Raw genomic sequence first — 23,393 nt, 5'->3', positions numbered from 1 at the left:
CCAAAGGCTCGAAATCCGCTCGGCAGAAGGGTTTCGAAGATGTCCCAGCTAGAAAATTTTAACAAATTTGTGACTTGCCTTTTCGAGTCAATGCGATATAATTTTTAACGTGTGAAAAAACGATGGGGAGTCGAGTGCAGTGCGTAGTTTGAAAGATGTAGACAGGCGGTTGGAAGAGATTAAGAAGCGGCTGGGCAGGTTGTTTGAACAGAAAGGCCAGACCGATTGGGAGGTTTTACGCCTGGGCGACGAAGTCGACCGCTTGCTCAACGAACGCGATCGTCTGGCGGAGGAATTGGCCAGTTAAAACCGGAGAAAGCCCCGGTTGGCGTGACGGCAGCGCTGTTTTCCCGAAGAGAACGAAACGATTGGACAAGTTTGACCCCTTGCTTTACCGCTCCGACCATCGTTTGTAAGCTCACCTCACACTCTCCTCCGGCGTGGCCGTCCCAAGCATGGCAAAGCTATATAAGTTGAAATAAATTTTTGAATAAGCTTTTCCAGCCGTGAAAGAGGCCGGAAAAGGACAAATCGCGGTATTTATTTCAACTTATGAATCAAGGAAATAGGTTGCAATGATTTTGAATGGATAAAAACTGATTGCAACCTATATGCCGCTCCGAGCGGCGGAGCGTGATCCGCCCCGGCCAGCGAAGATTGGTACACCCCTGGCGTAGGCCAAGGGCTTGGTTTAGCTCACTTTCGCCGCATTCCCGGCAATCAGCGCCGCCACCCGCTGGAGCAGATCGTTGATGTCGAAGGGTTTGGCGATGGAATCGGCATAGGTGCCTTGAGGCGGAAATTCGCTGGGGTCGGGGATGGTGCCGGTGACCAGGATCACCGGAATATCCCGGAGTTCGGGAATGGCGCCGAGCGCCGCCAGGAACTCTTTCCCGCCCATTTGCGGCATGTACAGGTCGACCAGGATTAGCCGGGGCGGCGGCTCCCGTTTGAGTTTTTCCAGGGCGGCGGAACCGCTGGCCGCGGTGCTCACTGCATAGCCCGCCTCGCACAGGATCTCCTCCATCACGGACAGAATCGTCGGCTCATCGTCAATGATTAAAACGCTATCCATCTATGCGCCCTCCTTTGTAACACCCGGATCATTCGCTGTCCTTTCCATCAATTCCTACATTATCCATCCAATTTGTAAAAAAAATTTACAATCCCCGCGCCGGCCCGGCTTTTTTTCAAATAAAAATTTTTAGGGGTTCACCTCCGGATTCTTTGTTCCAGCCGGTTGCAAACTTGAAAATTGCAGCTACGAGGGGTAAAATAAGAAATGGGTCTCGGATTTTTCCACCCGGAAAGCCATTTTGCAATCCGCCGCGATCGGGTCGGACGCCCATCGCGGTATTTGGCGTGTTTTCGAGTCTGTTCCAGTCCGTCCTGGCAATTGAAGCCAAAATTTAAGCGATGGAGATGAGGCGCGGCGGGGCGTCGCTCCATCCGACGATTCCATTGGGGGATATCATGCGCAAGACTTTCTTAGAGGAAACGGTATTATTCGTGAGCATCATCAAATGGGCGATCCTGGCCACGCTGGTCGGATTGGTGGTCGGGCTGTCGACGACCGTCTTCCTGAAGGCGCTGGGCCTCAGCGGCGCGGCGGTCCAGGGGCACCGCTACTATTTCTTGCTGCTGCCGCTGGCGCTCTTCCTCAGCAGCCTGCTGGTGAAGCATCTGGCGCCGGACGCCGAAGGGCACGGCACCGAGAAGGTGATCGAGGCGGTTCATAAACGCTGGGGCAAGATCAAACTGATGGTGGTGCCGGTGAAGCTGGTCGCCACCATTATCACGCTGGCCTTCGGCGGTTCGGCCGGCAAAGAGGGACCCTGCGCCCAGATCGGCGCGGGCATGGCCTCGTCCATGGCCGATCTCCTGAAACTGACCAAGGAAGACCGCAAGAAGCTGGTCATCTGCGGCATCAGCGCCGGTTTCGCGGCGGTCTTCGGGACGCCCATCGCCGGGGCGCTATTCGCCGTGGAAGTGCTGGTCCTGGGCAAAGTCCTGCAGGAAGTGCTGTTTCCGGCGCTGGTGGCGGCCATCGTCAGTTTCCAGATCGCCACCAGCTTCGGGATTCACTATTTTCACCAGGCGATCCTCTTGCCCCGCTTTTCGCAGTTGCTCCTCATGGAGATGCTGTTGGCCGGGGTCTTCTTTGGCCTCGTCGCGTTATTGCTGGTGGAAGCCCTAAAGCTCGCCGAGACCTACGCGAAGAAGTTGCCGGTCGGGAAGCCGTGGCTGGGATTGGTCGGCGGCGCGATCTTGGCCGGACTGGCCCTGATCTTCTCCCCGCTCTATCTGGGGCTCGGCGTCGAGACCCTGGAGGCGGCCATCAACGGCGGCCCGGTGCCGCCTCTGGCTTTCCTGGGCAAAATTCTTTTCACCGCGATTACCTTGAGCATGGGTGGGAGCGGCGGCATCCTGACCCCGGTCTTTTTCATCGGTTCCACCGCCGGGAGCGCGTTGGCCCAGCTCTTTCATTTGAACACCGGCGCTTTCGCGGCCATCGGCATGGTGGCCCTGCTGGCCGGGGCGGCCAACACGCCCATCGCCGCATCGGTCATGGCGATTGAGATCTTAGGACCGCAGATCGGCCCATACGCGGCCATTGCCTGTCTGGTCAGCTACACCGCGGCCGGCCATCGTAGCGTCTATGCCAGCCAGATTCTGGGGGTTAGCAAAAGCGCCTCGATCAACGTCCCCTTGATGAAAGAGCTTGAAAAAGTGGATGACCTGGAGATCCGGAATCAGCCGGGCAAGATCCTGTATTTGCTAAGGAAGGCGCTTTTTCACAAAAACAGCTGAGCCGGCGCGGGTTTGGGGCAGGCGCCGCAGCCGGACGGCAATAGGGTCAGATTGACTTTTTTGGTCAACTTTGTTAAAATAAAGCTTAACCACTTCGCGCCGTGGCTGGCTTGAAGCCGGACGCGGCCTCGCCAAACAACCGCATAATTGCCAGGAACGCTTAATCCCCATAACCGGGGAACGGGGGAACCAATTTCCGGGGTGAATGACGGCCGAACCCCTCGGCCGGCTAGGGTTACTCTTCAATCCGAACCCGTCAGCTAACTTCGTCAGCGTTGCAAGAGAGGTCAAACTGGTTTTTTAGGCCATGGTCTTTCCTCCATGGCCTTTTCGTATCCCCGGAACGGAATCCCCTATACTTTTCCCCCGGCCGAAGTTTCGGAAGAGCCCTCTCCCGCGGGGTGCGGCGTATCTCAAACCGTTTTCCGGGGCGTCGGCACGACACGACGACAATCTAAGGAGGAATTTTGATGTGCGGCATCTGTGGCTATTTTGGGAATGACATCGCGGCGCTGCCGCTGCCGCTCTTTAAGTTGAAACACCGCGGCCCCGACGACCACGGAGTGGCGGTCGGCGACTGGTTCAAGCTGGGCCACACCCGGCTGGCCATCGTCGACCCGGCGGGCGGACAGCAGCCGACCAGGACTGCCAGCCCTACTACCGGATGCCGCGCAAATTTGAAGCCGAGATGAGCTGGGAGGAGCGCCTGGCCGAATTCAGGGCCCGGCTCCGGGCGGTGGTCCGCAAACGGCTCATGGCCGATGTGCCCCTGGGCAGCTTTCTCAGGGGCGGGCTGGATTCCAGCCTGATCACCGCCCTGATCCGCGAGGACCGGACCAAGATGCACACTTTCAGCGTGGCTACGGAGGACGGCGCCGACCGGGATTATGCCCAGCATGTTGCCGGACTTCTGGGAACCACCCATCATGAATACCTATTAAAGCCGGTCGAGATCTGGGAGGCGCTGCCGGCTGACTTTATCACTTGCTTCAAGCAATCGCTGTGACCCTTCCGGCTTTTTAGCCGGGTTACCACAGCTCTTTGAGAGACCTATCGGTTACCAAAAAACAACCCAAATGAAGGGGGTATCCGAATATGAGTCAACTCCGTTTTGCAGTATTGGGAGCGGGCCACGGCGGCATGGCCATGGCCGGACATCTGGGATGCATGGGTTACTCGGTGCGTTTGTTCAACCGCAGCGAGGCGCGGCTGATTCCGATCCGCAACGCCGGCGGGATCGAGCTGTCGGGCGTGGTGGAAGGAAAAGGTCCGGTTGAGTTGGTGACCTCGGACATTGCCGAGGCGGTCCGCGACGCCGATGTGCTGATGGTGGTGGTCCCGGCCAGCGGCCACCGCTATCTGGCCGCGGAATTGGCCCCCCATCTCCGCGACGGCCAGGCGATCATCCTGAACCCCGGCCGGACCGGCGGCGCCTTCGAGTTTCGCCAAGTCTTCAAAGAGGCGGGCGTCCACCAAGAAGTATTGCTGGGGGAGGCCCAGACCCTGCTCTATGCCTGCCGCAACACCAATCCGGGCCAGGTGAAGGTCTTCGGCATCAAAAACTCGGTGCCGCTGGCCGCCCTGCCGGGCCATCAGACCGTCGACCTGCTCGAACGGATCCATCCGGTCTTCCCGCAGTTCGTGCCGGGGGATAATGTCATCAAGACCGGCCTCGACAATATCGGCGCGGTCTTCCATCCGGCGCTGATGGTGTTGAACGCGGCCCGGATCGAGTCGACCCGGGGCGAGTTCCAGTTCTATTTCGAGGGGATCACCAAGGCTGTGGCCCAGGTGCTGGAGCGGGTCGACGCCGAACGGGTGGCGGTGGCGGCGGCGCTCGGCATCCGGGCGATGACCGCCCGGGAGTGGCTGTATATGGCCTACGACGCCCATGGCAAAACGCTCTACCAGGCCATCAGGAATAACTCCGGCTACAAGGGGATTCAGGCGCCGGCCACCATCGACCACCGCTATCTCTGGGAGGACGTGCCGATGAGCCTGGTGCCCATCGCTTCCATCGGCGAGACCCTGGGCGTGGCCACGCCGACGATCCGGCACCTGATCGGGCTGGCCGGACTGATGAATGAGTGCGACTATTGGCGGGAGGGCCGGACCGTCGAGCGGATGGGCCTGGCCGGCCTCACCCAGAAGCAGATCCGGCATATCGCATTGGAGGGATTTTAGATGAAGGTGAACGGCTTGAAGATCTGGGGTTGCACGCTTGGCAACTGCATTCACGTGGCGGGGATCCACCGCTTTCTGCAGTTGGCCGAGGAATGCGGCTATCAAACCGTCTTCGCCGGAGTCGGCTGGTCGGTGGCGGCGATCCTGGAGGCGGTGGCCGCCGAACGGCCGGACTTTGTGGCGCTCAGTTACCGCCTAACGCCCCAGGTGGCGGCGAAACTCTTTGCCGAGTTGGCCACCAGGCTCCGGGAGGAGAAGCTCGTGGAGAAGACGGTCTGGCTCTGCGGCGGAACCCCGCCGGTCTGCCGCGAGGCCGAACAGAGCGGAATCTTTGCCATGACTTTCGACGGCACGGAGAACGAGGCCGAGGTCCGCCGTTGGCTGCAGGGCAAGCCGCACGCCCCCGGAGAGAATTCCTGGGGCCGGACTTTCCGGGAGCGGATCGCGCTGCAGGAGCCGTACCCGATCATCCGGCACCATTTCGGACTGCCCGATCTGGAGGAGACCGTCCGCGGCGTGGCGACGCTGGCCGAATCCAAGGCGCTGGATGTGATCTCGATCGGCCCCGATCAAAACGCCCAGCAGTTTTTCTTCCGGCCGGAAAAGATGGACCCGGCTCAGCAGGGCGCCGGAGGGGTGCCGCTGCGCCGGCCGGAGGATCTGGGCCGGCTGTACCGGGCCGCCCAGACCGGCAACTATCCGCTGCTGCGCATCTATAGCGGGACCCAGGACCTGCTGCAGTGGGCGGAGTTGAGCGTGAGGGAACTGCACAACGCCTGGGCGGCGATCCCCCTCTTTTGGTACAGCGCCCTAGACGGCCGTTCGGAGCGGCCGCTGGAAGCGGCGATCCGCGAAAACCAGGCGGCGATGGCCTGGTATGCCCAACGCCAGCTGCCGGTGGAGGTGAATGACGCCCACCAATGGAGCCTGCGCGGCGCCGCCGACGAGGTGGCCGTGGGAGCGGCGTACCTGGCGGCCTTTAACGCCAAGGCTCAGGGCGTGAACGACTTCATCCTGCAACTGATGTGGAATACGCCGGCGGGGATCGCGCCAGCGGCCGATCTGGCCAAGATGCTCGCCAAGCTGGAGATCGTCGGGCAGCTGGCGGACGACAACTTCCGGATCTGGCGCGAGGTCCGGGCCGGACTGGCCAGCCTGGCGCCGCAGCCGGCCATCGCCAAGGGCCAGCTGGCCGCCACAACTTTATTGTCGCTCCAGGTCCGGCCGCATATCGTCCACGTGGTGGGCTTCTGCGAAGGGGATCACGCGGCCACTCCGGCCGAGATCGTGGAGAGCTGCCAGATCGTTCAGGGGGTGATCCGCGACGCCTGGCAGGGCATGCCCGATATGCGCCACGAGCGCTCGGTACTGCTGCGCAAGCGGGAACTGCTCGACCAGGCGTTGCGGATCATTGAGGCCGTCGCCGGACTCAGCCAGGATCAGCCGTTGACCGACCCCGGGGTGCTGGCGGCGGCGGTCCGGCGCGGCATCCTGACCGCGCCGCAGCTGCTCCGGGAGCCGGAGCCGGCGCAGCGGCGGCGGACGGGGTGAAGCGGGAATAGCGCGGCGTCGCTGGCGGATGAAATCACCGCCGTCGCGCGGCATTGACCCGGATACCGCCGGTAAGGGAGGCCGGGCGCGGGGAGTGATACCCAGTCGCATGATGATTATCAAGTTATCCGCCAAAGAATAAGAAACTGGCTCTGGGACCCACCCCTCATTCTATCTTTCTCCCTCAGGGAGAAACGAACTACAGTGCGGTGGAGCCTTTTGGGGGTTAAGAAGTTTGGCGGCCTACAAGACCTTCGTTTCTCCTCGGGGCCGGGAAGGCCAGGGACGGCCGACGCGAGTCCAATGTCGGGAAGAAAGCAAGAATGAGGGTTAGAGCTCAGGGAAAAGGCTGGGGAAGAACGCCGTACAAACCGGATACGGAAGCGATACTCCAAACCGGGTTCACCCGTGATATAATGGTACCATCGCCAGAATCGAGAGAAGCTCAATCCATCCTTAACTAAAGCTGGCGGATTTTTTGTTTCTGCTGTTCACTAATGAGAAGACCGGAGCGGGGAACGCCGTACAAACCGGATACGGAAGCGATACTCCAAACCGGGTTTACCCGTGATATAATGATACCATCGACCGAAAAGAAAGAATCAAAGACACTATCATCCGCTTTGAGCCGTTTTGGCCGGCGGATTTTTTGATGCCCGGCGTCCTCCGGCCGGGCTGGGTCGTTCATCCGTTTTTCCGGCGCGGCAGCCGATCGAAGGATCGGCGGGACCGGTCCCGGGAGCGGATTCGACATAGATGGCTCCGGCGCCGCGCGCGCCGGACCGCGACCGTTGCCCATCGTCCGGACGATGGGGAGCGGTTTTTTTACGCGGCGGTTCGAGAAGGAACGGCCGCGCCCCGCGAAACGCGGAACCGAAAAGAAGAAAGCCAGAAGCAGAAGAACGTAGGCCTACCAAAGAAAGTAAAACTGCAGTTCCAAACAGAAGTCGCTGCCGCTCCCGTCCCGGATTCCAGGATCCGGGACGGGAACGGCGGGGAAAGGGGGAATCCCAATGGTTCCAGGTTTGTTACTCACCGGCATTATCGCCGGCTGGCGGGACCGGCTCCGGCAGAGCCAGACGATTCATGATTTTTGTCAGGCCAAGTACGGCAAGGCCCCGGCCATCTTCGTCGGGAGCGATCCGGCTCGGCCGCCGGCCGACGCCGACTGCCCCTATATCCTGATCCAGCCCGGCTGGAAGACGGAGGGGACCGACCGCAAGCAATACCGTTACGCGGTGCCGGTGCAATGGGCGATCGTCAATCCCGACCGGACCGCGGCCGACGGCGTCACGGAGCTGGCCGGGATCTACGACTGCGACCAGCTCGGGCAGTTGATCCTGGATGAGATCGCCCAGGCCAGCCCGGCCAATCCCATCTCCTATGTCAAGTATTTCCCACTGACCGAGGAGGCGCTGGCGTCCGGCGGCTATTCGCCGCGCTTCACCGGCGCGATGGAGGTCAAGCTGTATATCGTGCCCGCCATGGGCGGCGGGCTGAACTATTAATGCCGCCATTTCATCCCTTGGATTAATATTGAATTCAATAAAATAAGGAGGCCTATATCATGGCACAAGCAAGAGGTTTCAAAGCGCAATTGGTGGCGGGTTTCGAGTCCGGCTACGGGCAGACCCCGGCTTCGCCCACCGGATTCAAACTCCCGGTCAACTCGGCCCAGGTCAAGTCCAAACAGAATCTGGTCGATTCGGCCACCGTCAGCGGCCGGCGTGATCCGGCCGAACCGGTCCGGGGCAATATCGATGTCTCCGGGACCGTGGTGGCGCCGGTGGACGAAGTCGGCATCGGTTATTGGCTGAAGGCGATGTTCGGCGCGCCGGTCACCACCGGCAGCGCCGACCCCTACAGCCACGTTTTCAAGGCCGGGGACAGCCAGCCGTCGCTGGTGCTGGAGCAAGGCTTCCCCGATATCGGGGTCTACGAGCTCTTTAACGGCTGCAAGGTCAACAAGTTCGCCCTCAACCTGGGCGGCGACGCCGAATTGGTCGCCAACATCGACATTCTCGGCGCCAAAGAGACTGTCGCCACCGCCAGCTTCGTGGCCAGCCCGACCGCGATCAACCTGGCCCGCTTCAATAATTACCAAGCCTCGATCCAGGAAGGCGGCGCCAGCATCGCCACGGTGACCAACGCCACCCTGAATGTGGAGTTCGGCCTGTTACCCGAGGGCTACACCCTGGGCGGCGGCGGCTACCGGACCAGTCTCCCCGAAGGCCAGATGAAGATCTCCGGCGAGATCAAGGCTTTCTTCGAGAACAAGGCATTACTCGACAAGGCGCTGGCCGGGACCGAATCCTCGCTCTCGCTCAAGCTGACCAACGGCGCCCATAGCCTGGAATTCCTGCTGCCGGAGATCGTCTACGAACGGAACGCCCCCGGCATCGAAGGCTCCAAAGGGATCCTGGTGGAGCTGCCCTACCGCGCCTTCTACGGCAACAACGCCCAAGGCGGCGCGCTGGTGGTGACCCTGAAGAACGGCCAGACGACCTACGCGTAAGGCGGAACGATCTATCCTCTCTCTCGGCTCTCCCCCGGGTACTCCATCCATGGACCGGGCTTGAACCAGCGTGGCTCAGGCCCGGACCTGGGCGAGCAACCGATATCCTACGAAGCCCAAAGGCTTTTGAGCCCCGGAGCCCGGTGGTTTCCCGATCCGGGAAGCCAGAGCCAGGAAGGTTTAAGCTTGCGGCGCCCAAGGACGGACATCAGCCGCAAAGGGCCGAGGGTTAGGAGATAGGCATATCATTCAAATCAACCAAGGAGGAATCTGCTATGAATCCAACGATGCCGAAAGCCCGGGCGCTGACCCGGGCCGAGATCAAGGCGCTGCGCGAGGCCGGGCTCGATCCCGCCTTCCGCGCCGACGATCTCACCATGAAGGTGAACGCGGAGATGGTCGACTGGATGCTCGACCATGTGTACCGGGACTTCGATTTCGGCAATACCCCGTACTCGAGCTGTCTGGAGCTGGCGACCCGCACCTATCAGCTGACCTACAGCGTGAGCGAGGCCGCGGCAAAAAACTCCTGACGGTCTGGTCCTGGTGGGCGGAGGGGCGCAACCGCTATTGCGCCCTCTGCCACGAGACCCAGGACCGGACCGGCGTCCGGCATGACTGCCAGTCCTGCGAGGACCGCTGCCCGGAGCTCCTGCCCGAGAACGGGCCGGCCTGGAAACTCTGGCTGCTCGCCAATACCCAGTGGCGGATTGGCCTGGGCGCTCCGGTCGGCCTGGATTACCCGGCGGTGCTGCAGATCGCCGCGATCCACGGGATCGAGGTCACGCCGGCGGTCTTCGGAAAGCTGCGCCGCTTGGAGATGGGAGAGATGGAGAGATTGAGGAAGGAGGGGTGATCGTTTTGAGTGAAATGGATCAAACCATAAGTACACAGCTAAAGGCATTGGCCGATCTGTCGGAAGCTTCTAGTAAGACGCTCCAGCAGATCAGTGAAACCTTGAACAAAGTATCAACGTCGGTCCAGGAATTGGTGAGCAAAAGCAAAACCACATCGGGTTCCGGCGGCACAACGCCGGCCAAGGAAGGCGGCGCTGGTGAAACGGCCGGAGAAACGCTGACCGATCAGATCATGAAAATCATTCAGGATAACCTGAAACGTTCTACCAAAGATCTGTTGAAGAATATTCTCAGCGGTAAATCCCTGGATGAAATTTGGCAGGATCTGAAGAACAAGATCAGGGATGCGATCAATAAGATCCCCATCGCCGACAAGAAAAAGGAAGAGCCCCAGCCGGAGAAGAAGAAGGAGTCGCCGAAGCTTACGACTCAACCCGAAGGGACCAAGACGGAACCGGAGAAAACCGATCCGGCTAAGGAAAAACAAGCCCTAACGGATCAGATTTTAAAAATCATCCAGGAGAATTTCAAGAACTTCACTTCAAACATTTTCAAGAATATTCTTACCGGAAAAGAGCTCAAATTCGGCGACCTTTGGCAGGACCTGAAGAAAAAAATTAGGGAAGCCATCGATAAACTTGGCGCCGGCGGCGAGAAGACAACGCCGACTCCCACTCCGACCCCGGCCCCTACACCTCAGACGCCGGTGAAGGCGCAGTCAAGCGCCGGGAATACGCCGGAGGCCGGAACCGGCGCTACGGAGCAGAAAACGCTGTCGGAGCGGATCGACCAGATCGTCGAGGATAATTTCAAGGCCTTTGCCAGCAGTATTATTACGAATATTCTTACCGGAAAGGAATTACACCTGGACGATCTTTGGAAGGACTTCAAAAAGAAGATTAAAGAGGCCATCGACAAGCTTCCCATCGCCGAGAAAACATCCACGACAACCCCGGTGACGACCGATCCCAAAAAAGCGACGGAGGGCGGAAGCACTCCCGCCAAAGACCAAACACCCGCGGCCGACCAACCGGGCGCGAAGAACGGTGATGGGAAGAATGGTGGCGAAAAAACGGGCGAGACCACGGATCCGGGTCAGACCGGAGATAAATCCGACAAATCAGATAAATCCGAGTTGACGACCTCAAAGCCAATGCCGATTACTGGCATCGGAGATGCCTGGCAGAGAGGGGTTCAGACGGCCGCCAGCACTACCGTTGATGCTATATTCCAAGATGTTTTAAACGGTAAAATGAAAAGTTTCGGTGATTATCTGAAGAGTCTCGCCAATAACGTTGTTCAATCGTTCGCGAATAATATGCTAAACATGCTTGTGAATAACTTAACCGGCATATTCTTCAAAGCCGAGGGCGGCTCGGTTACCGGGGGAAGTACCTATATCGTTGGCGAGCGGGGACCGGAGGTGTTCGTCCCCAATACCAGCGGGACGATCATTCCCAATCACCAGCTGGGTTCGGGCAAGCAAGCCGCGCCGCAGGTGACGGTGAACGTCATCAACAACAGCGGCCAGCAGGTGACGGCCAAGCAGGAATCGCACTTCGACGGCCAGCGCTATGTGGTCGACGTCTGGCTGGACGCCCTGGCCCGCAATGTCGGCGGGGTGCGCGACGTCGTATACGCGGGGAGGTAGAGCAAAATGAGTGAGATCGTATTTCCGGCCATCGCCGCGCCGGTCTATCCGTTGACCGAGGAGTGGGAGGATGTCGGGATCGCCAGCAGCTTCGAGGACGGCAGCGAGATCAGCCGGCCGCGCTTCACCCGCTCGCGGGGCAAGTGGACTCTCTCCTGGACCGCGCTGCGCGAGGCCGACTATCAACAACTGATGACCTTCTGGCGGGACACCGCTAGGGGCAAGAGCATGGTCTTCGACTGGACCCATCCGGTCACCGGGATCACTTACACGGTGCGCTTCGCCGAGAAGCAGCCCTTCAAGAACATCGCGCCCGGACTGTGGTCCGGGGAAGTGACCTTGCGGGAGGCGTGAGGAAGCGTTAAGCGACCTAACCTCCAATTCTTTCCCTGCCAAGGAGGAGAGGAGGAAAGGCCTGACAACAAAGTTTCGACCTTATGATTCGGCAAACGACACCCACATAGCCGGTACCCCCACGGGACCGGCTTTTAACATGGCTTTTTTGTAAAAGGAGTGAACCGTATGGACGATAAAGCATGGCTGATTCATGTCCTGCAACGGCTGGCCGAGTTTCCGCTGGCCAAGATCGTGGCCGGGGTCGGCTTGTGGCTGCTGAAGCTGCTCTTCGGGCCGGTCTTCCGGCCGGTCTATGGCACGGTGATCCTGTTGTGGCTGGCGGATTTCGGCACCGGGTTTTACCATGCCCGGGCCAATCCGGCGGTCCGGCCGGACAGCCGCCGCCTCTATCACGGCCTGGTGAAGCTGGGTATCTACTTATTCCTATTGATCCTGGGCAACTTCTGCAGCCAGACCGAGCTGACCGCGGTGATCCGCACCGTCATCGAGAGCTTCATCATTTTGACCGAGAGCTACTCAATTCTGGAGAATCTCCAGAAGATCTGCGTCTTGAAGAATTGGCCCGCGCCGTTGCTGGACCAGATCATGAAGACGATCCAGGGCCGGCTGAACGATTCCGGCGGCGACGCCGCGAATGACGGGCCCTGGCGCGGCTGAAACCCAAAAAAGGTGCATTTTCATGATGCACCCGGATCCGGGTGAAAAAACGAAAAGGAGACGAACTGTCATGAACCAAAATCCCGTGGTGGAATTGATGCAACGGTATGGCTATAACAACGGCCAATTCTGCCTGGCCGCCGACATCAGCTATTCCAGCCTGTATTATCTGAAGCGGGGCTTCTCCAAGCGGCTGCCCGCCGGGGTGAGGTGCTTTCTCGCAGCCAAGGGGCTGGAGGCTGCGGAGTTCGAGGCCGAATACCGCGAGTACCGCCGGAACGAACGGGAATATCTATTGCGGCGCACCCCCGGGAAGCCCCCGGTCCGGCTCCGGCGCCGCTCCCGTTGCAAGTGACGGACGTTCTTCCATAGCATGATAAAGGAGGCATGGATATGCAGAGACTTCCCGCCGCGGCGATCCTGGAGAAGAACCGGCTCGCCAGCGACAGCCCGTTTCTGGTGCTGCTCCGGATCGACATTCCGGACCTGGAACCGATCCGGGTGGTTCACAATAACGAGGATATCGAATGGCCGGCCGGGTCCGGCGACACCTGGACGGCCTTTCCCTTTCAACTGGATGAGATCACCGAGGACGGCAAGGAGCTGTCCCGGGTCGATCTGAAAGTTTGCAACATCGACCGCACCATCTCGCAGTATCTGGAGGATACCAACGGCGCCACCGGGACCCAGGTCACCCTGTACGTGGTGCACGCCGCCCATCTGGACGCGGCCGACGGGCCGCTGATCCGGGAGAGCTTCGCGGTGCAGCAGACCAGGGCCGACGCCAACTGGGTCGTCTTCACCCTGGGACCGGACTTCACCACCATCCAAAGGGTGCCGGCCCGCCGTTATCTGGCGGATTTCTGCCCGTTCTCCTACGGGCCGGAGGACCCGGAGTGCGGCGTCAGCCAAGCCGTCAAGGAGGTGTACCCCGACTGCCCCCACACCCTGGACGGCTGCCGCGCCCGCCAGAACGCGGCCCGTTTTGGCGGCGAACCGACACTGAATCCGGGCGGCTTTTACCGTTCCAATGAACCCGTCCCCAGTAGCTGATCTGGTCGGCAAGGCTTTCGCCGACGGCGGCCGGGGGCCGGAGGCATACGACTGCTGGGGGCTGGCTCTGGAGGTCTTCCGCCGCTTCGGGGTGGAGCTGCCAGACTACCGGATCGGGGCCTACGACAGCGCGGCCATCTTCCGCACCTACCAGCGGGAGAAACGGCGCTGGAAGGAGATCACCGCCGGCGAGCCGCCGGTTCCGTCCCTGATCTTCATGCGCTTCAACTCCGCCGTCGGCAATCACGTCGGCGTCTACCTGGGTGCGGGCCGCTTCATCCACGCCCGGGAAAAAGCCTTCTCCTGCATCGAACGGACCGATCACCTCTATTGGAAACAGGCGATCGTCGGCTATTATGTGCCGGGGGAGGAGTTCAAAGAGACGGCGGGGCAAGCGGGACCGAGGAAATGACTTGAAATGATCCTTTCTTGAAAGAGGTGATGGCTTGAATCAGCTTACACTGGTAATCATTAAGAATCCTTTCGATATCGAACGGGACCGGGTGGTCCGTGAGCTCTCTTTCGTCCCCGGCCAGCCGGTCTTCGACTATCTGCGGGGGAGCTATCCGGCGGAGCCGGCCGAGATCGACATCGTTCACAACGGCCGGATCCTGGCGGATGACGAATATGGCCGGACCACGCCCGGTCCGGGCGACTTCATCGTGGCCATGCCCCGGGTGGCCAAAGGGAGCTCGAAATCAAAGAATATCCTGTCAATGGTGGCCTCCATTGGCTTGATGATGCTGTCGATGGGTGTTGGAAATTTAGTTGAATCAGGTCTTTGGCGGGGTATAGGAGTTTCGTGGTCCAATCCATGGAGTTACGCAGCTGCTATGGCGACGAATCTAGTGGGCGGCATCGCCATGTCTCATTGGTTCCCCCCCGCCAAGCTGGATATGAAGCAAGAGAGCCTCACTTACGGCTGGAACGGAGTACAGAATCAGATCGGCCAGGGCAATCCGGTCCAGATCACTTTCGGCAGAGTCCGCACCGGCGGGCAGCTCTTGCAGTCCCATGTCTCGGTGGAGGACGACAAGCAGTATCTGAACCTCCTGTTCTGCGGCGGCGAAGGACCGTGCCAATACGATGGCGACGGCGAGTCCAACCCGGATGATCCCGACGATGCGGTCGATCATGTCCCAGGCATCGCCGCGATCCAGATCAACGGCAATCCGCTGGAGAACTACAGCGGCGTGAAGGTTTACAAACGGGCCGGACTGAATCATCAGAGCGTCATTCCGGGCTTCGCCGATGCCTATGTGGAGCAGCCGCTGAGTTTCGCCCTTTCAGCCGAGTACGCGACGGCCACCACCACCGGCGACAACGTACAGGGCCTGGAGATCGCGCTCGACTTTCCGACCGGACTGTACCGGATGGATGACGGCGAGGTGAAGTCCGGCCAGTTCCGGGCGGAGATCCAATACCGCCTGCACGACGCGCCCGAGGGAAGCGCCTGGAACACTAAGGAGTGGTCCTTCTCGCGAAGCACCCGGATGCCCTTCAAAAGCACCATCTCCATCGACCATCTGAATCCCGGCCAGTATGACGTGCGCGTGAAATGCCTGGCGAAACCCAATTCCGAATTGGTCATCCAGTGGTCGAACCTGGCCCAGATCATCTATGATGATTTCGTCCGGCCGGGCAAGATCCTGCTGGCCATCAAGGCGCTGGCCACCGACCAGCTCTCCGGCGGGCTGCCGACGGTCACCTGGGAACAGACGCGCGATCAGGTTTGGGTCTGGAATCCCAGGGGCGCGGCGGGCGGCTGCTATGAAACGCGCGACGCCGACAACCCGGCCTGGGCCTGCTACTGGCTGATCCACCGGCTCTACCGGCTCACCGACAGCCGGACCGGAGTCCGCCACGATGTGGTGCGCGGCGTCCCGGCGGATCGCATTGATTACGACGCCTTCGCCGAATGGGCCCGTTGCTGCGACGGGGTCCGCCTCGACGACCCGGCCGGAACGCCCGACCCCAAACGACGGCTCCGGGTCAACCTGGTCCTGGACACCGCCCAGAACCTCTGGGAAGCGCTGCGGCTCATCGCGCCGCTGGGCCGGGGCAATGTCTTTCTGAAAGGCACCCGCTACAGCTGCGTCTGCGATCAGCCGGGCCAACCGGTGGTGCAACTTTTCAACATGGCCAACATCGGCCTGAATTCGTTCAACGAGCAGTTCGCCGACACCAAGGACCGGGCCAACGCCATCGAGGTGACCTTCTTCAATAAGGGGAAGGACTACCAGCGCGACACGATCACCGTTTATGCGGCGGACTACAACACCGCGGCCACGGTGCAAAATCCGACTCAGGTCACCCTGCGGGGCTGCGTCACGCTGGAGCAGGCTTACCGGCACGGCCGCTATCTCTTGCGGACCAACCGCTATAACACCCGCACCTGCTCCTGGTCGGCGGAGGCCGACAGCATCGCCTGCACCATCGGCGATGTGGTGGCGGTCCAGCACGACGTGCCGCTCTGGGGCGCCGGCGGCCGGATCGTGGCGGCCGAGGCCGGCGGAGTGACCCTGGACCGGCCGGTCCGGCTGGACGAGGGGCAGAGCTACGCCCTGAAGGTTCGCCTGGCCGACGACACCCTGGTCGACAAGGCCCTGGTCAACACCTGCCCGGGCGGGGAGAGCTTCATCGAGACCGCGGCCTTGCAGGTGATCACCCCGTTTGACGCCGTTCCGGCGGCGGGCGATCTCTACTCCTTCGGCGCGGTGCAAAAGGTGGCTAAACCCTTCAAGATCCTGAGCATCACCAAGGATCACGTCAACCAGCGGCGCAAGATCAGCGCGCTGGAATATAATGAAGCGGTCTACGACGAGAGCGGCGACGAACCGCCGGCCTTGAATTATAGCGCCGGCAAGGAAGCGCTCTCGGGACTCATCGCCAGCCATCATATGGATGGAACGGGCGCGGTCTGGCTGGATATCGCCTGGACTCCGTCGCGCGGCATGTACTATGGCGCGCAGGTGGAGATCGACGGCCGCAAGGTCCAGAAGATCGAAGCGCCGCAGGCCGCTTTCTCCTGGCAGGTCGGCGTGCCCGGACAATACGCGATCCGGGTGGCCGCTCTCGATCAGTTCGGTAACCCCTGCGGCGCGGCGACGCTCACGTATACCGCCACCGCCAAGCCGGCCCCGGCCGACGTCAGCGAGGTGCGGCTCAGTGAGAATACCTTTCTGCTGCGGGACGGCACGGCGCTCTCGGACATCCGGGTCAGCTTCCGGCCGTCCGGGGAGATCGTCAGGGAATTCCGGGTCTATTACGCGCTCGACGGGAGCGCCGTCTGGAATTTCGCCGGAGCCACGCCCGAGCCGGCCTATACCATCAAGGCGATTCCCAATACCCAGACCGTCACAGTCAAAGTGTGCGCCGTGGACCGCCTGGGCAACGAATCCGCGGGCACTGTTTCGGAAGCGTTCCGCCTGACCGGCAAGTCCGATCCGCCCGGCGACGTGGCGGGCCTGACGGCGGTCCAGGACGACTACAACCGGGCCCGGGTGATCCTCACCTGGCCGGCGCTGGATCCCGTGCTCCATCCCGACCTGCGCGGCTACGAGGTCCGGGTCGGCGCTTCCTGGAGCGCCGGGACCAAGATCGGCGGCCTGACCACCGATTTGACCTCCTCCTACACCGTTCCGGCCAGCGGCAACTATGCCTTTTGGGTCAAGGGAGTCGACAACTCCGGCAACAGCTCGGTCAATGCCGCCGGGAAGAGCCTTTATGTCGAGGCCAAACCGAACGCGCCGACTGCCGGGACGGTGCTCCAGGACGCCAATGACCGCTCCAATCTCCTGATCTCCTGGTCGGCCGTATCCGACAAGGACCTGGCGGCCTATGAGGTCCGGCTGGGGAACAGTTGGGACAGCGGCGCGGCGGTCGGCGTCACCAAAGAGACCGGCCTCCAGTACCGAATCGGCGCCAGCGGCGTCTATAATTTCATGATCTGCTCGCGCAATACCGCCGGGTTCCGCTCCACTGTCCTGAATTTAGCGTTCAACGCCGGCGTCGAACCGTCCAATGTGACCGGCTTTGTCGTGGAGCAAAGCGACACCGACCGGCGGATTTTGAAATGCCGCTGGACCGGGATTGCAGACAAGGACCTCGCCTATTACGAGATCCGCAAGGGCGCCCTCTGGAACAGCGCGGCCGTGGTGGCGACCAAGATCGGCAACCCTTACTACGACGATGTGGCGACCGCCGAGGAGACCGCCACCTTCTTGATCAAAGCGGTCAATAAGGCCGGTTTCGCCAGTAACGACCCGGCGGCGCAGATCGTCAGCGTGACGCTCACCCCGAATCAGCCGGGCGGCGGCAGCGTGCTTTCGGACTATGACAACCGGCTCAAACTGAAGGTTTCCTGGGAAAAAGTGCCCGACCTGGATATCGACTATTACGAATTGAAGTATGAGAATACCGTCATCGCCCGGACCAGCGAGACGAGCTATCCATTTGCCGTCGGATCGGGCGGGGTCCACCATTTCGCGGCGCGTTCCCGCAACAAGGCCGGCTTTTATTCGTCCGCGTTGAATCTGGCCATCACCATTCAGGCGGAACCGGCCGCGGTGACCGGCTTCACCATCCAGCAAAGCCCGCTGGACCGGCGGATTTTGCAATTCGCCTGGAATCCGGTGGCCGACAGCGACCTCAGCCATTACGAGATCCGGAAGGGCGCCAATTGGGACAGCGCCGCCGTCTTTGCGACCGGGCTGAAGACGACCGCCCTGGAAAAGATGGTCACGGCCGAGGAGACGGCGAACTTCTTGATCAAGGCCATCACCAGCGGCGGAGTCGGAAGCGCCAATGCCGCCGCCAAGTCTCTCGCCATCGCCCTCAAGCCGAGCAAGCCGGGGCCCGGAACCATCGCTCCCAGCCCGGCCAACCACGCCCAGCTGGTGCTCACCTGGCAACCGGTGGCCGATACCGACCTGGTGAACTACGAGATCCGCCGTGGCGGCGCCTGGGAGTCGGCGACGCTCATCGGAACCACCCGCGAGTCCAGCTACACCTATTCGGTGACGGCCAGCGGGAGCTATACCTTCCTGATCTGCGCCAAGAACGTGGGCGGGCTGTATTCCAATCCGCTGAGCCTGGCGACGGTGGCCAACATCGAGCCCTCGGATGTCGCCGGTTTCGCGGCGGAACAATGGGGGAACGACCGCAGCAAAGTCCGTTTGACCTGGAACGCCATTCCCGACCTGGATCTGGATTATTACGAGATCCGCGAGGGGGCCAACTGGGACCTGGGCACGGTGGTTGCCACCCGGCTGACCGGACTGGTCTGCGACGCGTCGATCGCCGCCGAGCGGCTCTACCGTTTTTGGATCGCCGCGGTCAATAAGGCCGGCAAGACCAGCCTCAATCCGGCGCCGGTGGAGGGCAGGTTTGACCTGAATCCGTCTCCGCCGCAAGGCTTGACCGTCGCCGCCGATCCCAACGACCGCTCCAACCTCCAGATCGCCTGGACGGGAATTACCGATCTGGACTTGCAGGATTATTCGCTCAAGGTCGGGCTGGACTGGGATAGCGGCGCGGAGATCGCCCGCACCAAGGAGCTGAAAACGGCCTGGAAGCCGCCGGCCAGCGGGACCTACAAGTTTATGCTGCGCGCCCGGAACAACGCCGGTTTTGAATCGGATGAGATCGCCGCGGTGTTTGAAGCCAGGATCGAGCCGGCCGATGTCACCGGGTTTGTAGCCTATCAAAATGGCACGGTCGTCGCCATGTCCTGGGATAAGTCCTTGGAGAGCGACGTGGTGGCCTACGAGATCCGGGAGGGCGCCACCTTCGACAATGGCGCGGCGCTGGTGGTGACGGGATTGTCGGAGACGAGCTACAGCGTTGCCGTGGATACCGAGACCAGCAAAAGATATCATATCAAGGCCATCAACCGGGCCGGATACTACAGCCGGGAGGCGGCCTCGGCGGGGGTGACCATCGCCAATCTGCCGCCGAAGAACGTGATGTTCGATTACAATGAGATTGAGCTGCAAGACGGGAGCCACGAGAACACTGAATTCGGCGAAAGCCAATTCAACTACGCCAACTTCGGCGGCAGGTTCATGGACTACCCCAACATCAAATTCGCCGAGGTCGGCGGGCAGACTGTGCTGAAGCTGAAGAAGATTCCCATAACATTCAGTAGAAACTCTATGGCTTATCTTACTGATGGAACAGCGGTAGGAATCGACCAGCCAAGATTTGAGACGGTTGACGGCAAAGCAGGGATCTTCGTTGAAGAGGGTACGACCAATTTAATTACAAGTGGTGCAGTTGATGCTAGTGGGTTGGCACCTATGAATTATAGCGGGTCTAGCATTACACGAACCATTGTTCAGGATAATTTTTTTGGTACAGTGATTAATGTGTCTCGGGTCGTTAATGCTACGAGCAACGGTGATTTCAGAATCTCTATTACAACCGCAGCATCCGTAAAAGGTAGAGCATTTACAGGTAGTATATGGCTTAGAAGCAATACAGGATCAAATCAAAACCTGGCTCTATGGTTCGCGCAAGCCGCCGATACTGAACTAACAGTATCTTACATTACAGTCACTCCGACATGGCAAAGATTCACAATCAATCATCCTTCATTTACACAGGATGGAATGCAATTGCGGTTTTACGTCGCCGGTTTTAAGGAGATCTCGGCGTGCTATGCCCAAATCGAAGAAAAGCCCTACGCTACGTCTTTCACGATCAACACAAGGAATTCAGAAGATCTATCGGTTCCGATGGATGGAATGAGTCCGAGCAAAGGAACGATCGAAATCACCGCTAACATCAATGCACGGTTTCATTCAGCGACAAATCCACGCTGGTCGATGATTCTTTCGACTGGGAAAATACCGGGTGGTACGAGTTTGGAGGTTAATCAAATATCGTTTCGGCGATCTCCGAATTCGACGCGTTGGAGTTGTGTGGTTAGCAATAGCGCTGGCACCACTTATTCCATACCGTTTGCTAATGTAATACCCGACGGAATACATCGTTTTAAGTTTTGCTGGGACGAGACTGGCGGAAAGGCGTATTTGGATAATGTGTTAGTTGGTACTTGTGATGCGAGTTATCTACCGAATCAGTTCGAATCCGTTTTATATGTTGGCAGATGGATACAAGGCGGCTTGCAAATAAATTCATACATTTCTGATCTCCGCCTTTCCAACATCGCCCGAACCGATGCGCCGGATTTGACCAAACCGCTACCAGTGGATGAGTATACCGTCGCAAAATATGATTTTACTTCGAGCTTAGATGCATTTTATAAATCCGGTACGTATCTTTGCGCCCGGAAAGACATGGGCAGCGTGATCACTGCCAATATCGTCACCCAGTTTGTCTCGACGGTATTGCTCCGTTCGGGAGTCTCGGCCAAGCTGCAATACCGGGTCAGCCGCGACGGGACGCTTTGGACCGAGTGGCAGGATTTCGCGCCGGTCCTGACGACCTTCCGGTACGCCGAATTCCGGGTGTTGCTGAACGCCTCGGATACCGCCAGAACCCCGGAGGTCAATATCCTGCGGGAGATTATCGACGTGCCCGACGTGGACCGGTACGGCGCCGCCGTCATCCCCGCCGGAGGGACGGACGTGGCATACGGCCGCAAGTATTGGGAAGCTCCGGTGGTGAATCCGGCCGCGATCGGGCCGGGACTCCGGGCCGAACTGATCAGCGTGGGGAAGGAGCAGTTCCGGGTGAGGGTCTTGAACGCCGCCGGCGCGGATGTCGGCGGGACCATCAACTGGCTGGCGAGAGGCTTCTAACGGAGCCTCTCGTTTTTTTAGCCGCGACGGCCAGGACGGCGCTTTATCGAAAACGAATCCATCGAAGGAGTGAAGAATCATGGCATTCGATCTGAATAAACCGGCGGACACGCAGACCATCGCCGCCGGACCCGGAGACATCCGGGAGAATTTCCGGGCCTTGAAGGAGGACCGGATCGTCGACGCCCAAAAGGTGGCGGGACTCAGCCCCGGCAACGCCAGCAGTAATATCCCGATCGCCAACGGCACGCTCTGCGTCAACCTCAACGCCGACAAGCTGGACGGCAACGACTCCAGCGCCTTCGCTGCGGCGGGCCATACTCACGGGACGGCCACCAGCTCCAGCAACGGCCTGATGTCCAATACCGACAAGGCGAAATTAGACGGCATCGCCGCCGGCGCGGAGGTCAATCAGAACGCCTTTAGCAACGTCAAAGTGGGAACGGCCACGATCCAAGCCGACTCGGAGAGCGACACGCTGGAGATCGCGGCAGGGACCGGGATCACCTTGACCCCCGATGCTACCAACGACAAGGTAACCATCGCCGTCACCCAGGACGGCCACAGCCACGCCGCAGCGACCGCCTCGACCCCCGGCTTCATGGCGGCGGCGGACAAGAGCAAGCTGGACGGCATTGCCGCCGGCGCGCAGGTCAACCAGAACGCCTTCGCCAATGTGGTGGCCGGCGGAGCGACGATTCAAGCCGACGGCGTCACCGACACCCTGGCCATTAATGCCGGAGCGGGAATCACGATCACCGGCGACGCTACTAATGACGCCCTGACCATCGCCCTTACTGCCAACGGCCATACCCACTCCGAAGCGACCACCTCGGCCGGCGGCTTCATGTCGGCCGCCGACAAGAGCAAGCTGGGCGGCATTGCCGCCGGCGCGCAGGCCAACCAGAACGCTTTCAGCAACATCCTGGTGGGCAGCGCCACGGTGAGCGCCGACGGGCCTACTGATACGCTGGAGTTGGTCGGAGGAACGAATATTGCCATTACACCTGATGCCACCAATGACCGGGTAACGCTCGCAGTGACTGGCACGGTGCCCAGCGCGGCGGCCTGCACGGGCAATGCCGCAACGGCCACGAAGTTGGCGACGGCCCGGACCATCGCCCTGACGGGCGGGGTGACCGGTTCGGCGACCTTCGACGGGTCGGCGAATGCGTCGATTGCGACGACGATTGCCGGGAATGCGCCGACTGCCACCAAGCTGGCGACAGCGCGGACGATTAACGGCGTCGCCTTCGACGGCAGCGCCAATATCACGGTAACGGCGGCGGCGAACGGTGGGAATGCTGATACCGTTGATGGCAAACACGCTAGTGATTTTGCCGCTGCGACATCGGGCATACCTCCTGGAGCGGTCACGTATTTTGCCATGAGCACGCCCCCGACGGGATGGTTAAAGGCAAACGGGGCAGCCGTATCACGCACCACTTATGCCGCTTTATTTATTGCAATTGGGACAACTTTTGGCGCAGGTGATGGTTCCACCACATTTAATTTGCCGGATTTGCGCGGGGAGTTTATAAGAGGCTATGATGATGGGCGAGGGGTAGATTCGGGACGCGCATTCGGAAGCAGCCAGGCCGACGATATCAAAAGCCATTCACATCAAATTAGAGGTTCGGGATGGGGAAATAATACCGATAATTATAATCCCAATAATGGCGCTGCTAGTGCAGATGCTACCATAGGAATGTTTGACGGGGGCATCGGCAATACAGGTGGGACAGAAACCAGGCCTCGAAACATTGCTTTATTGGCTTGTATCAAATATTAAACAGTGGATAGGGATGAGGGAATGGAAGACTTGCAAGTGTTTTTACACTTTCGGTGACGGCTTGATGAGATCTCTCGTTTACAAATGTGACAAATTTTAAAATCTCAATCAATGAGCACATAACAAATAAAGGCTACCGAAGGGCAGTTCGAAGTCGAAAAAAGAACAGAAGGTAGCTTGGGAGTATTTAGAAAACAAC

The 23,393-nt window shown here is 60.0% G+C and carries 19 protein-coding genes and 1 riboswitch; of the genes, 18 read left to right on the top strand and 1 reads right to left on the bottom strand.

Going from position 1 to position 23,393, the window contains the following annotated elements; genetic code table 11:
- Positions 1-139 precede the first annotated feature (139 nt).
- A complete protein-coding gene (locus tag EDC14_RS26495) occupies positions 140-307 on the top strand; it encodes a hypothetical protein (RefSeq protein ID WP_165907681.1) in 168 nt (55 codons plus the stop codon).
- 384 nt (positions 308-691) lie between these two features.
- Here EDC14_RS26495 and EDC14_RS00520 read toward each other — a convergent pair whose 3' ends face one another.
- Positions 692-1,075: a response regulator gene (locus tag EDC14_RS00520; protein WP_132012226.1), complete on the bottom strand. Its 384-nt coding sequence runs from the start codon at positions 1,073-1,075 to the stop codon at positions 692-694.
- A 398-nt stretch (positions 1,076-1,473) separates the two neighbouring features.
- On the opposite strand from EDC14_RS00520, the gene EDC14_RS00515 reads away from it, so the two are divergent.
- The 17 genes from EDC14_RS00515 (at position 1,474) to EDC14_RS27135 (ending at position 23,194) form a co-directional block, all read left to right on the top strand.
- Entirely contained in the window at positions 1,474-2,811 is a 1,338-nt protein-coding gene (locus tag EDC14_RS00515; protein WP_132012225.1) for a chloride channel protein, read from the top strand.
- A 147-nt stretch (positions 2,812-2,958) separates the two neighbouring features.
- Positions 2,959-3,102: riboswitch (cyclic di-AMP (ydaO/yuaA leader) on the top strand.
- Between the two features lie 179 nt (positions 3,103-3,281).
- Entirely contained in the window at positions 3,282-3,503 is a 222-nt protein-coding gene (locus tag EDC14_RS00510; RefSeq protein ID WP_132012224.1) for a hypothetical protein, read from the top strand.
- Positions 3,500-3,817 carry an asparagine synthase-related protein gene (locus tag EDC14_RS00505; protein WP_165907680.1) on the top strand — a complete coding sequence of 106 codons (318 nt, stop codon included), beginning with the start codon at positions 3,500-3,502 and terminating at the stop codon, positions 3,815-3,817. Before EDC14_RS00510 ends, EDC14_RS00505 begins: the two co-directional genes overlap by 4 nt.
- 89 nt (positions 3,818-3,906) lie before the next feature.
- Positions 3,907-4,995 (top strand): NAD/NADP-dependent octopine/nopaline dehydrogenase family protein, encoded by a 1,089-nt coding sequence (locus EDC14_RS00500; RefSeq protein ID WP_132012222.1) that lies wholly within the window; start codon positions 3,907-3,909, stop codon positions 4,993-4,995.
- Complete coding sequence (locus EDC14_RS00495; protein ID WP_132012221.1) at positions 4,996-6,546, top strand: cobalamin-dependent protein; 1,551 nt, start codon at positions 4,996-4,998, stop codon at positions 6,544-6,546.
- A gap of 1,013 nt (positions 6,547-7,559) precedes the next feature.
- Positions 7,560-8,054 carry a hypothetical protein gene (locus EDC14_RS00490; RefSeq protein ID WP_132012220.1) on the top strand — a complete coding sequence of 165 codons (495 nt, stop codon included), beginning with the start codon at positions 7,560-7,562 and terminating at the stop codon, positions 8,052-8,054.
- Between the two features lie 59 nt (positions 8,055-8,113).
- Positions 8,114-9,061, top strand: coding sequence for a phage tail tube protein (locus EDC14_RS00485; RefSeq protein WP_132012219.1), 948 nt, complete (start codon positions 8,114-8,116; stop codon positions 9,059-9,061).
- Positions 9,062-9,336: 275 nt separating this feature from the next.
- The gene (locus EDC14_RS27145; RefSeq protein WP_243662749.1) at positions 9,337-9,594 is read left to right on the top strand and encodes a hypothetical protein; all 258 of its coding nucleotides are present in this window, start codon (positions 9,337-9,339) and stop codon (positions 9,592-9,594) included.
- Positions 9,522-9,917, top strand: a complete 396-nt coding sequence (locus tag EDC14_RS27645) for a DUF1799 domain-containing protein (RefSeq protein WP_341540135.1) — start codon at positions 9,522-9,524, stop codon at positions 9,915-9,917. Before EDC14_RS27145 ends, EDC14_RS27645 begins: the two co-directional genes overlap by 73 nt.
- 5 nt (positions 9,918-9,922) lie before the next feature.
- Positions 9,923-11,569, top strand: a complete 1,647-nt coding sequence (locus EDC14_RS00475) for a hypothetical protein (protein ID WP_132012217.1) — start codon at positions 9,923-9,925, stop codon at positions 11,567-11,569.
- A gap of 6 nt (positions 11,570-11,575) precedes the next feature.
- Positions 11,576-11,923, top strand: a complete 348-nt coding sequence (locus EDC14_RS00470; RefSeq protein WP_132012216.1) for a hypothetical protein — start codon at positions 11,576-11,578, stop codon at positions 11,921-11,923.
- A 168-nt stretch (positions 11,924-12,091) separates the two neighbouring features.
- Positions 12,092-12,583 (top strand): phage holin family protein, encoded by a 492-nt coding sequence (locus EDC14_RS00465; protein WP_132012215.1) that lies wholly within the window; start codon positions 12,092-12,094, stop codon positions 12,581-12,583.
- 70 nt (positions 12,584-12,653) lie between these two features.
- Positions 12,654-12,938 (top strand): hypothetical protein, encoded by a 285-nt coding sequence (locus EDC14_RS00460; protein WP_132012214.1) that lies wholly within the window; start codon positions 12,654-12,656, stop codon positions 12,936-12,938.
- Between the two features lie 38 nt (positions 12,939-12,976).
- Entirely contained in the window at positions 12,977-13,636 is a 660-nt protein-coding gene (locus EDC14_RS00455) for a DUF1833 family protein (protein ID WP_165907679.1), read from the top strand.
- Positions 13,614-14,048, top strand: coding sequence for a C40 family peptidase (locus tag EDC14_RS00450; protein ID WP_132012212.1), 435 nt, complete (start codon positions 13,614-13,616; stop codon positions 14,046-14,048). Before EDC14_RS00455 ends, EDC14_RS00450 begins: the two co-directional genes overlap by 23 nt.
- Before the next feature lie 34 nt (positions 14,049-14,082).
- Positions 14,083-21,402, top strand: a complete 7,320-nt coding sequence (locus tag EDC14_RS00445; protein ID WP_132012211.1) for a host specificity factor TipJ family phage tail protein — start codon at positions 14,083-14,085, stop codon at positions 21,400-21,402.
- 79 nt (positions 21,403-21,481) lie between these two features.
- A complete protein-coding gene (locus tag EDC14_RS27135) occupies positions 21,482-23,194 on the top strand; it encodes a phage tail protein (RefSeq protein ID WP_243662748.1) in 1,713 nt (570 codons plus the stop codon).
- Positions 23,195-23,393 lie beyond the last annotated feature (199 nt).

It is taken from the genome of Hydrogenispora ethanolica (assembly GCF_004340685.1).
Lineage (GTDB): Bacteria > Bacillota > UBA4882 > UBA8346 > UBA8346 > Hydrogenispora > Hydrogenispora ethanolica.
Note: the sequence above shows the minus strand (reverse complement) of the source record. Positions and strands in the feature narration are given on the sequence as shown.

What these genes read in the sequence shown, in the direction of transcription:
- EDC14_RS00460 (WP_132012214.1), top strand. Translation starts at nt 12,654, where the DNA reads ATGAACCAAAATCCCGTGGTGGAATTGATGCAACGGTATGGCTATAAC.
- EDC14_RS00470 (WP_132012216.1), top strand. Translation starts at nt 11,576, where the DNA reads ATGAGTGAGATCGTATTTCCGGCCATCGCCGCGCCGGTCTATCCGTTG.
- EDC14_RS00520 (WP_132012226.1), bottom strand. Translation starts at nt 1,075, where the DNA reads ATGGATAGCGTTTTAATCATTGACGATGAGCCGACGATTCTGTCCGTG.
- EDC14_RS00500 (WP_132012222.1), top strand. Translation starts at nt 3,907, where the DNA reads ATGAGTCAACTCCGTTTTGCAGTATTGGGAGCGGGCCACGGCGGCATG.
- EDC14_RS00450 (WP_132012212.1), top strand. Translation starts at nt 13,614, where the DNA reads ATGAACCCGTCCCCAGTAGCTGATCTGGTCGGCAAGGCTTTCGCCGAC.
- EDC14_RS00510 (WP_132012224.1), top strand. Translation starts at nt 3,282, where the DNA reads ATGTGCGGCATCTGTGGCTATTTTGGGAATGACATCGCGGCGCTGCCG.
- EDC14_RS00465 (WP_132012215.1), top strand. Translation starts at nt 12,092, where the DNA reads ATGGACGATAAAGCATGGCTGATTCATGTCCTGCAACGGCTGGCCGAG.
- EDC14_RS00490 (WP_132012220.1), top strand. Translation starts at nt 7,560, where the DNA reads ATGGTTCCAGGTTTGTTACTCACCGGCATTATCGCCGGCTGGCGGGAC.
- EDC14_RS00485 (WP_132012219.1), top strand. Translation starts at nt 8,114, where the DNA reads ATGGCACAAGCAAGAGGTTTCAAAGCGCAATTGGTGGCGGGTTTCGAG.
- EDC14_RS00495 (WP_132012221.1), top strand. Translation starts at nt 4,996, where the DNA reads ATGAAGGTGAACGGCTTGAAGATCTGGGGTTGCACGCTTGGCAACTGC.
- EDC14_RS27145 (WP_243662749.1), top strand. Translation starts at nt 9,337, where the DNA reads ATGAATCCAACGATGCCGAAAGCCCGGGCGCTGACCCGGGCCGAGATC.
- EDC14_RS00515 (WP_132012225.1), top strand. Translation starts at nt 1,474, where the DNA reads ATGCGCAAGACTTTCTTAGAGGAAACGGTATTATTCGTGAGCATCATC.
- EDC14_RS00505 (WP_165907680.1), top strand. Translation starts at nt 3,500, where the DNA reads ATGAGCTGGGAGGAGCGCCTGGCCGAATTCAGGGCCCGGCTCCGGGCG.
- EDC14_RS27135 (WP_243662748.1), top strand. Translation starts at nt 21,482, where the DNA reads ATGGCATTCGATCTGAATAAACCGGCGGACACGCAGACCATCGCCGCC.
- EDC14_RS00455 (WP_165907679.1), top strand. Translation starts at nt 12,977, where the DNA reads ATGCAGAGACTTCCCGCCGCGGCGATCCTGGAGAAGAACCGGCTCGCC.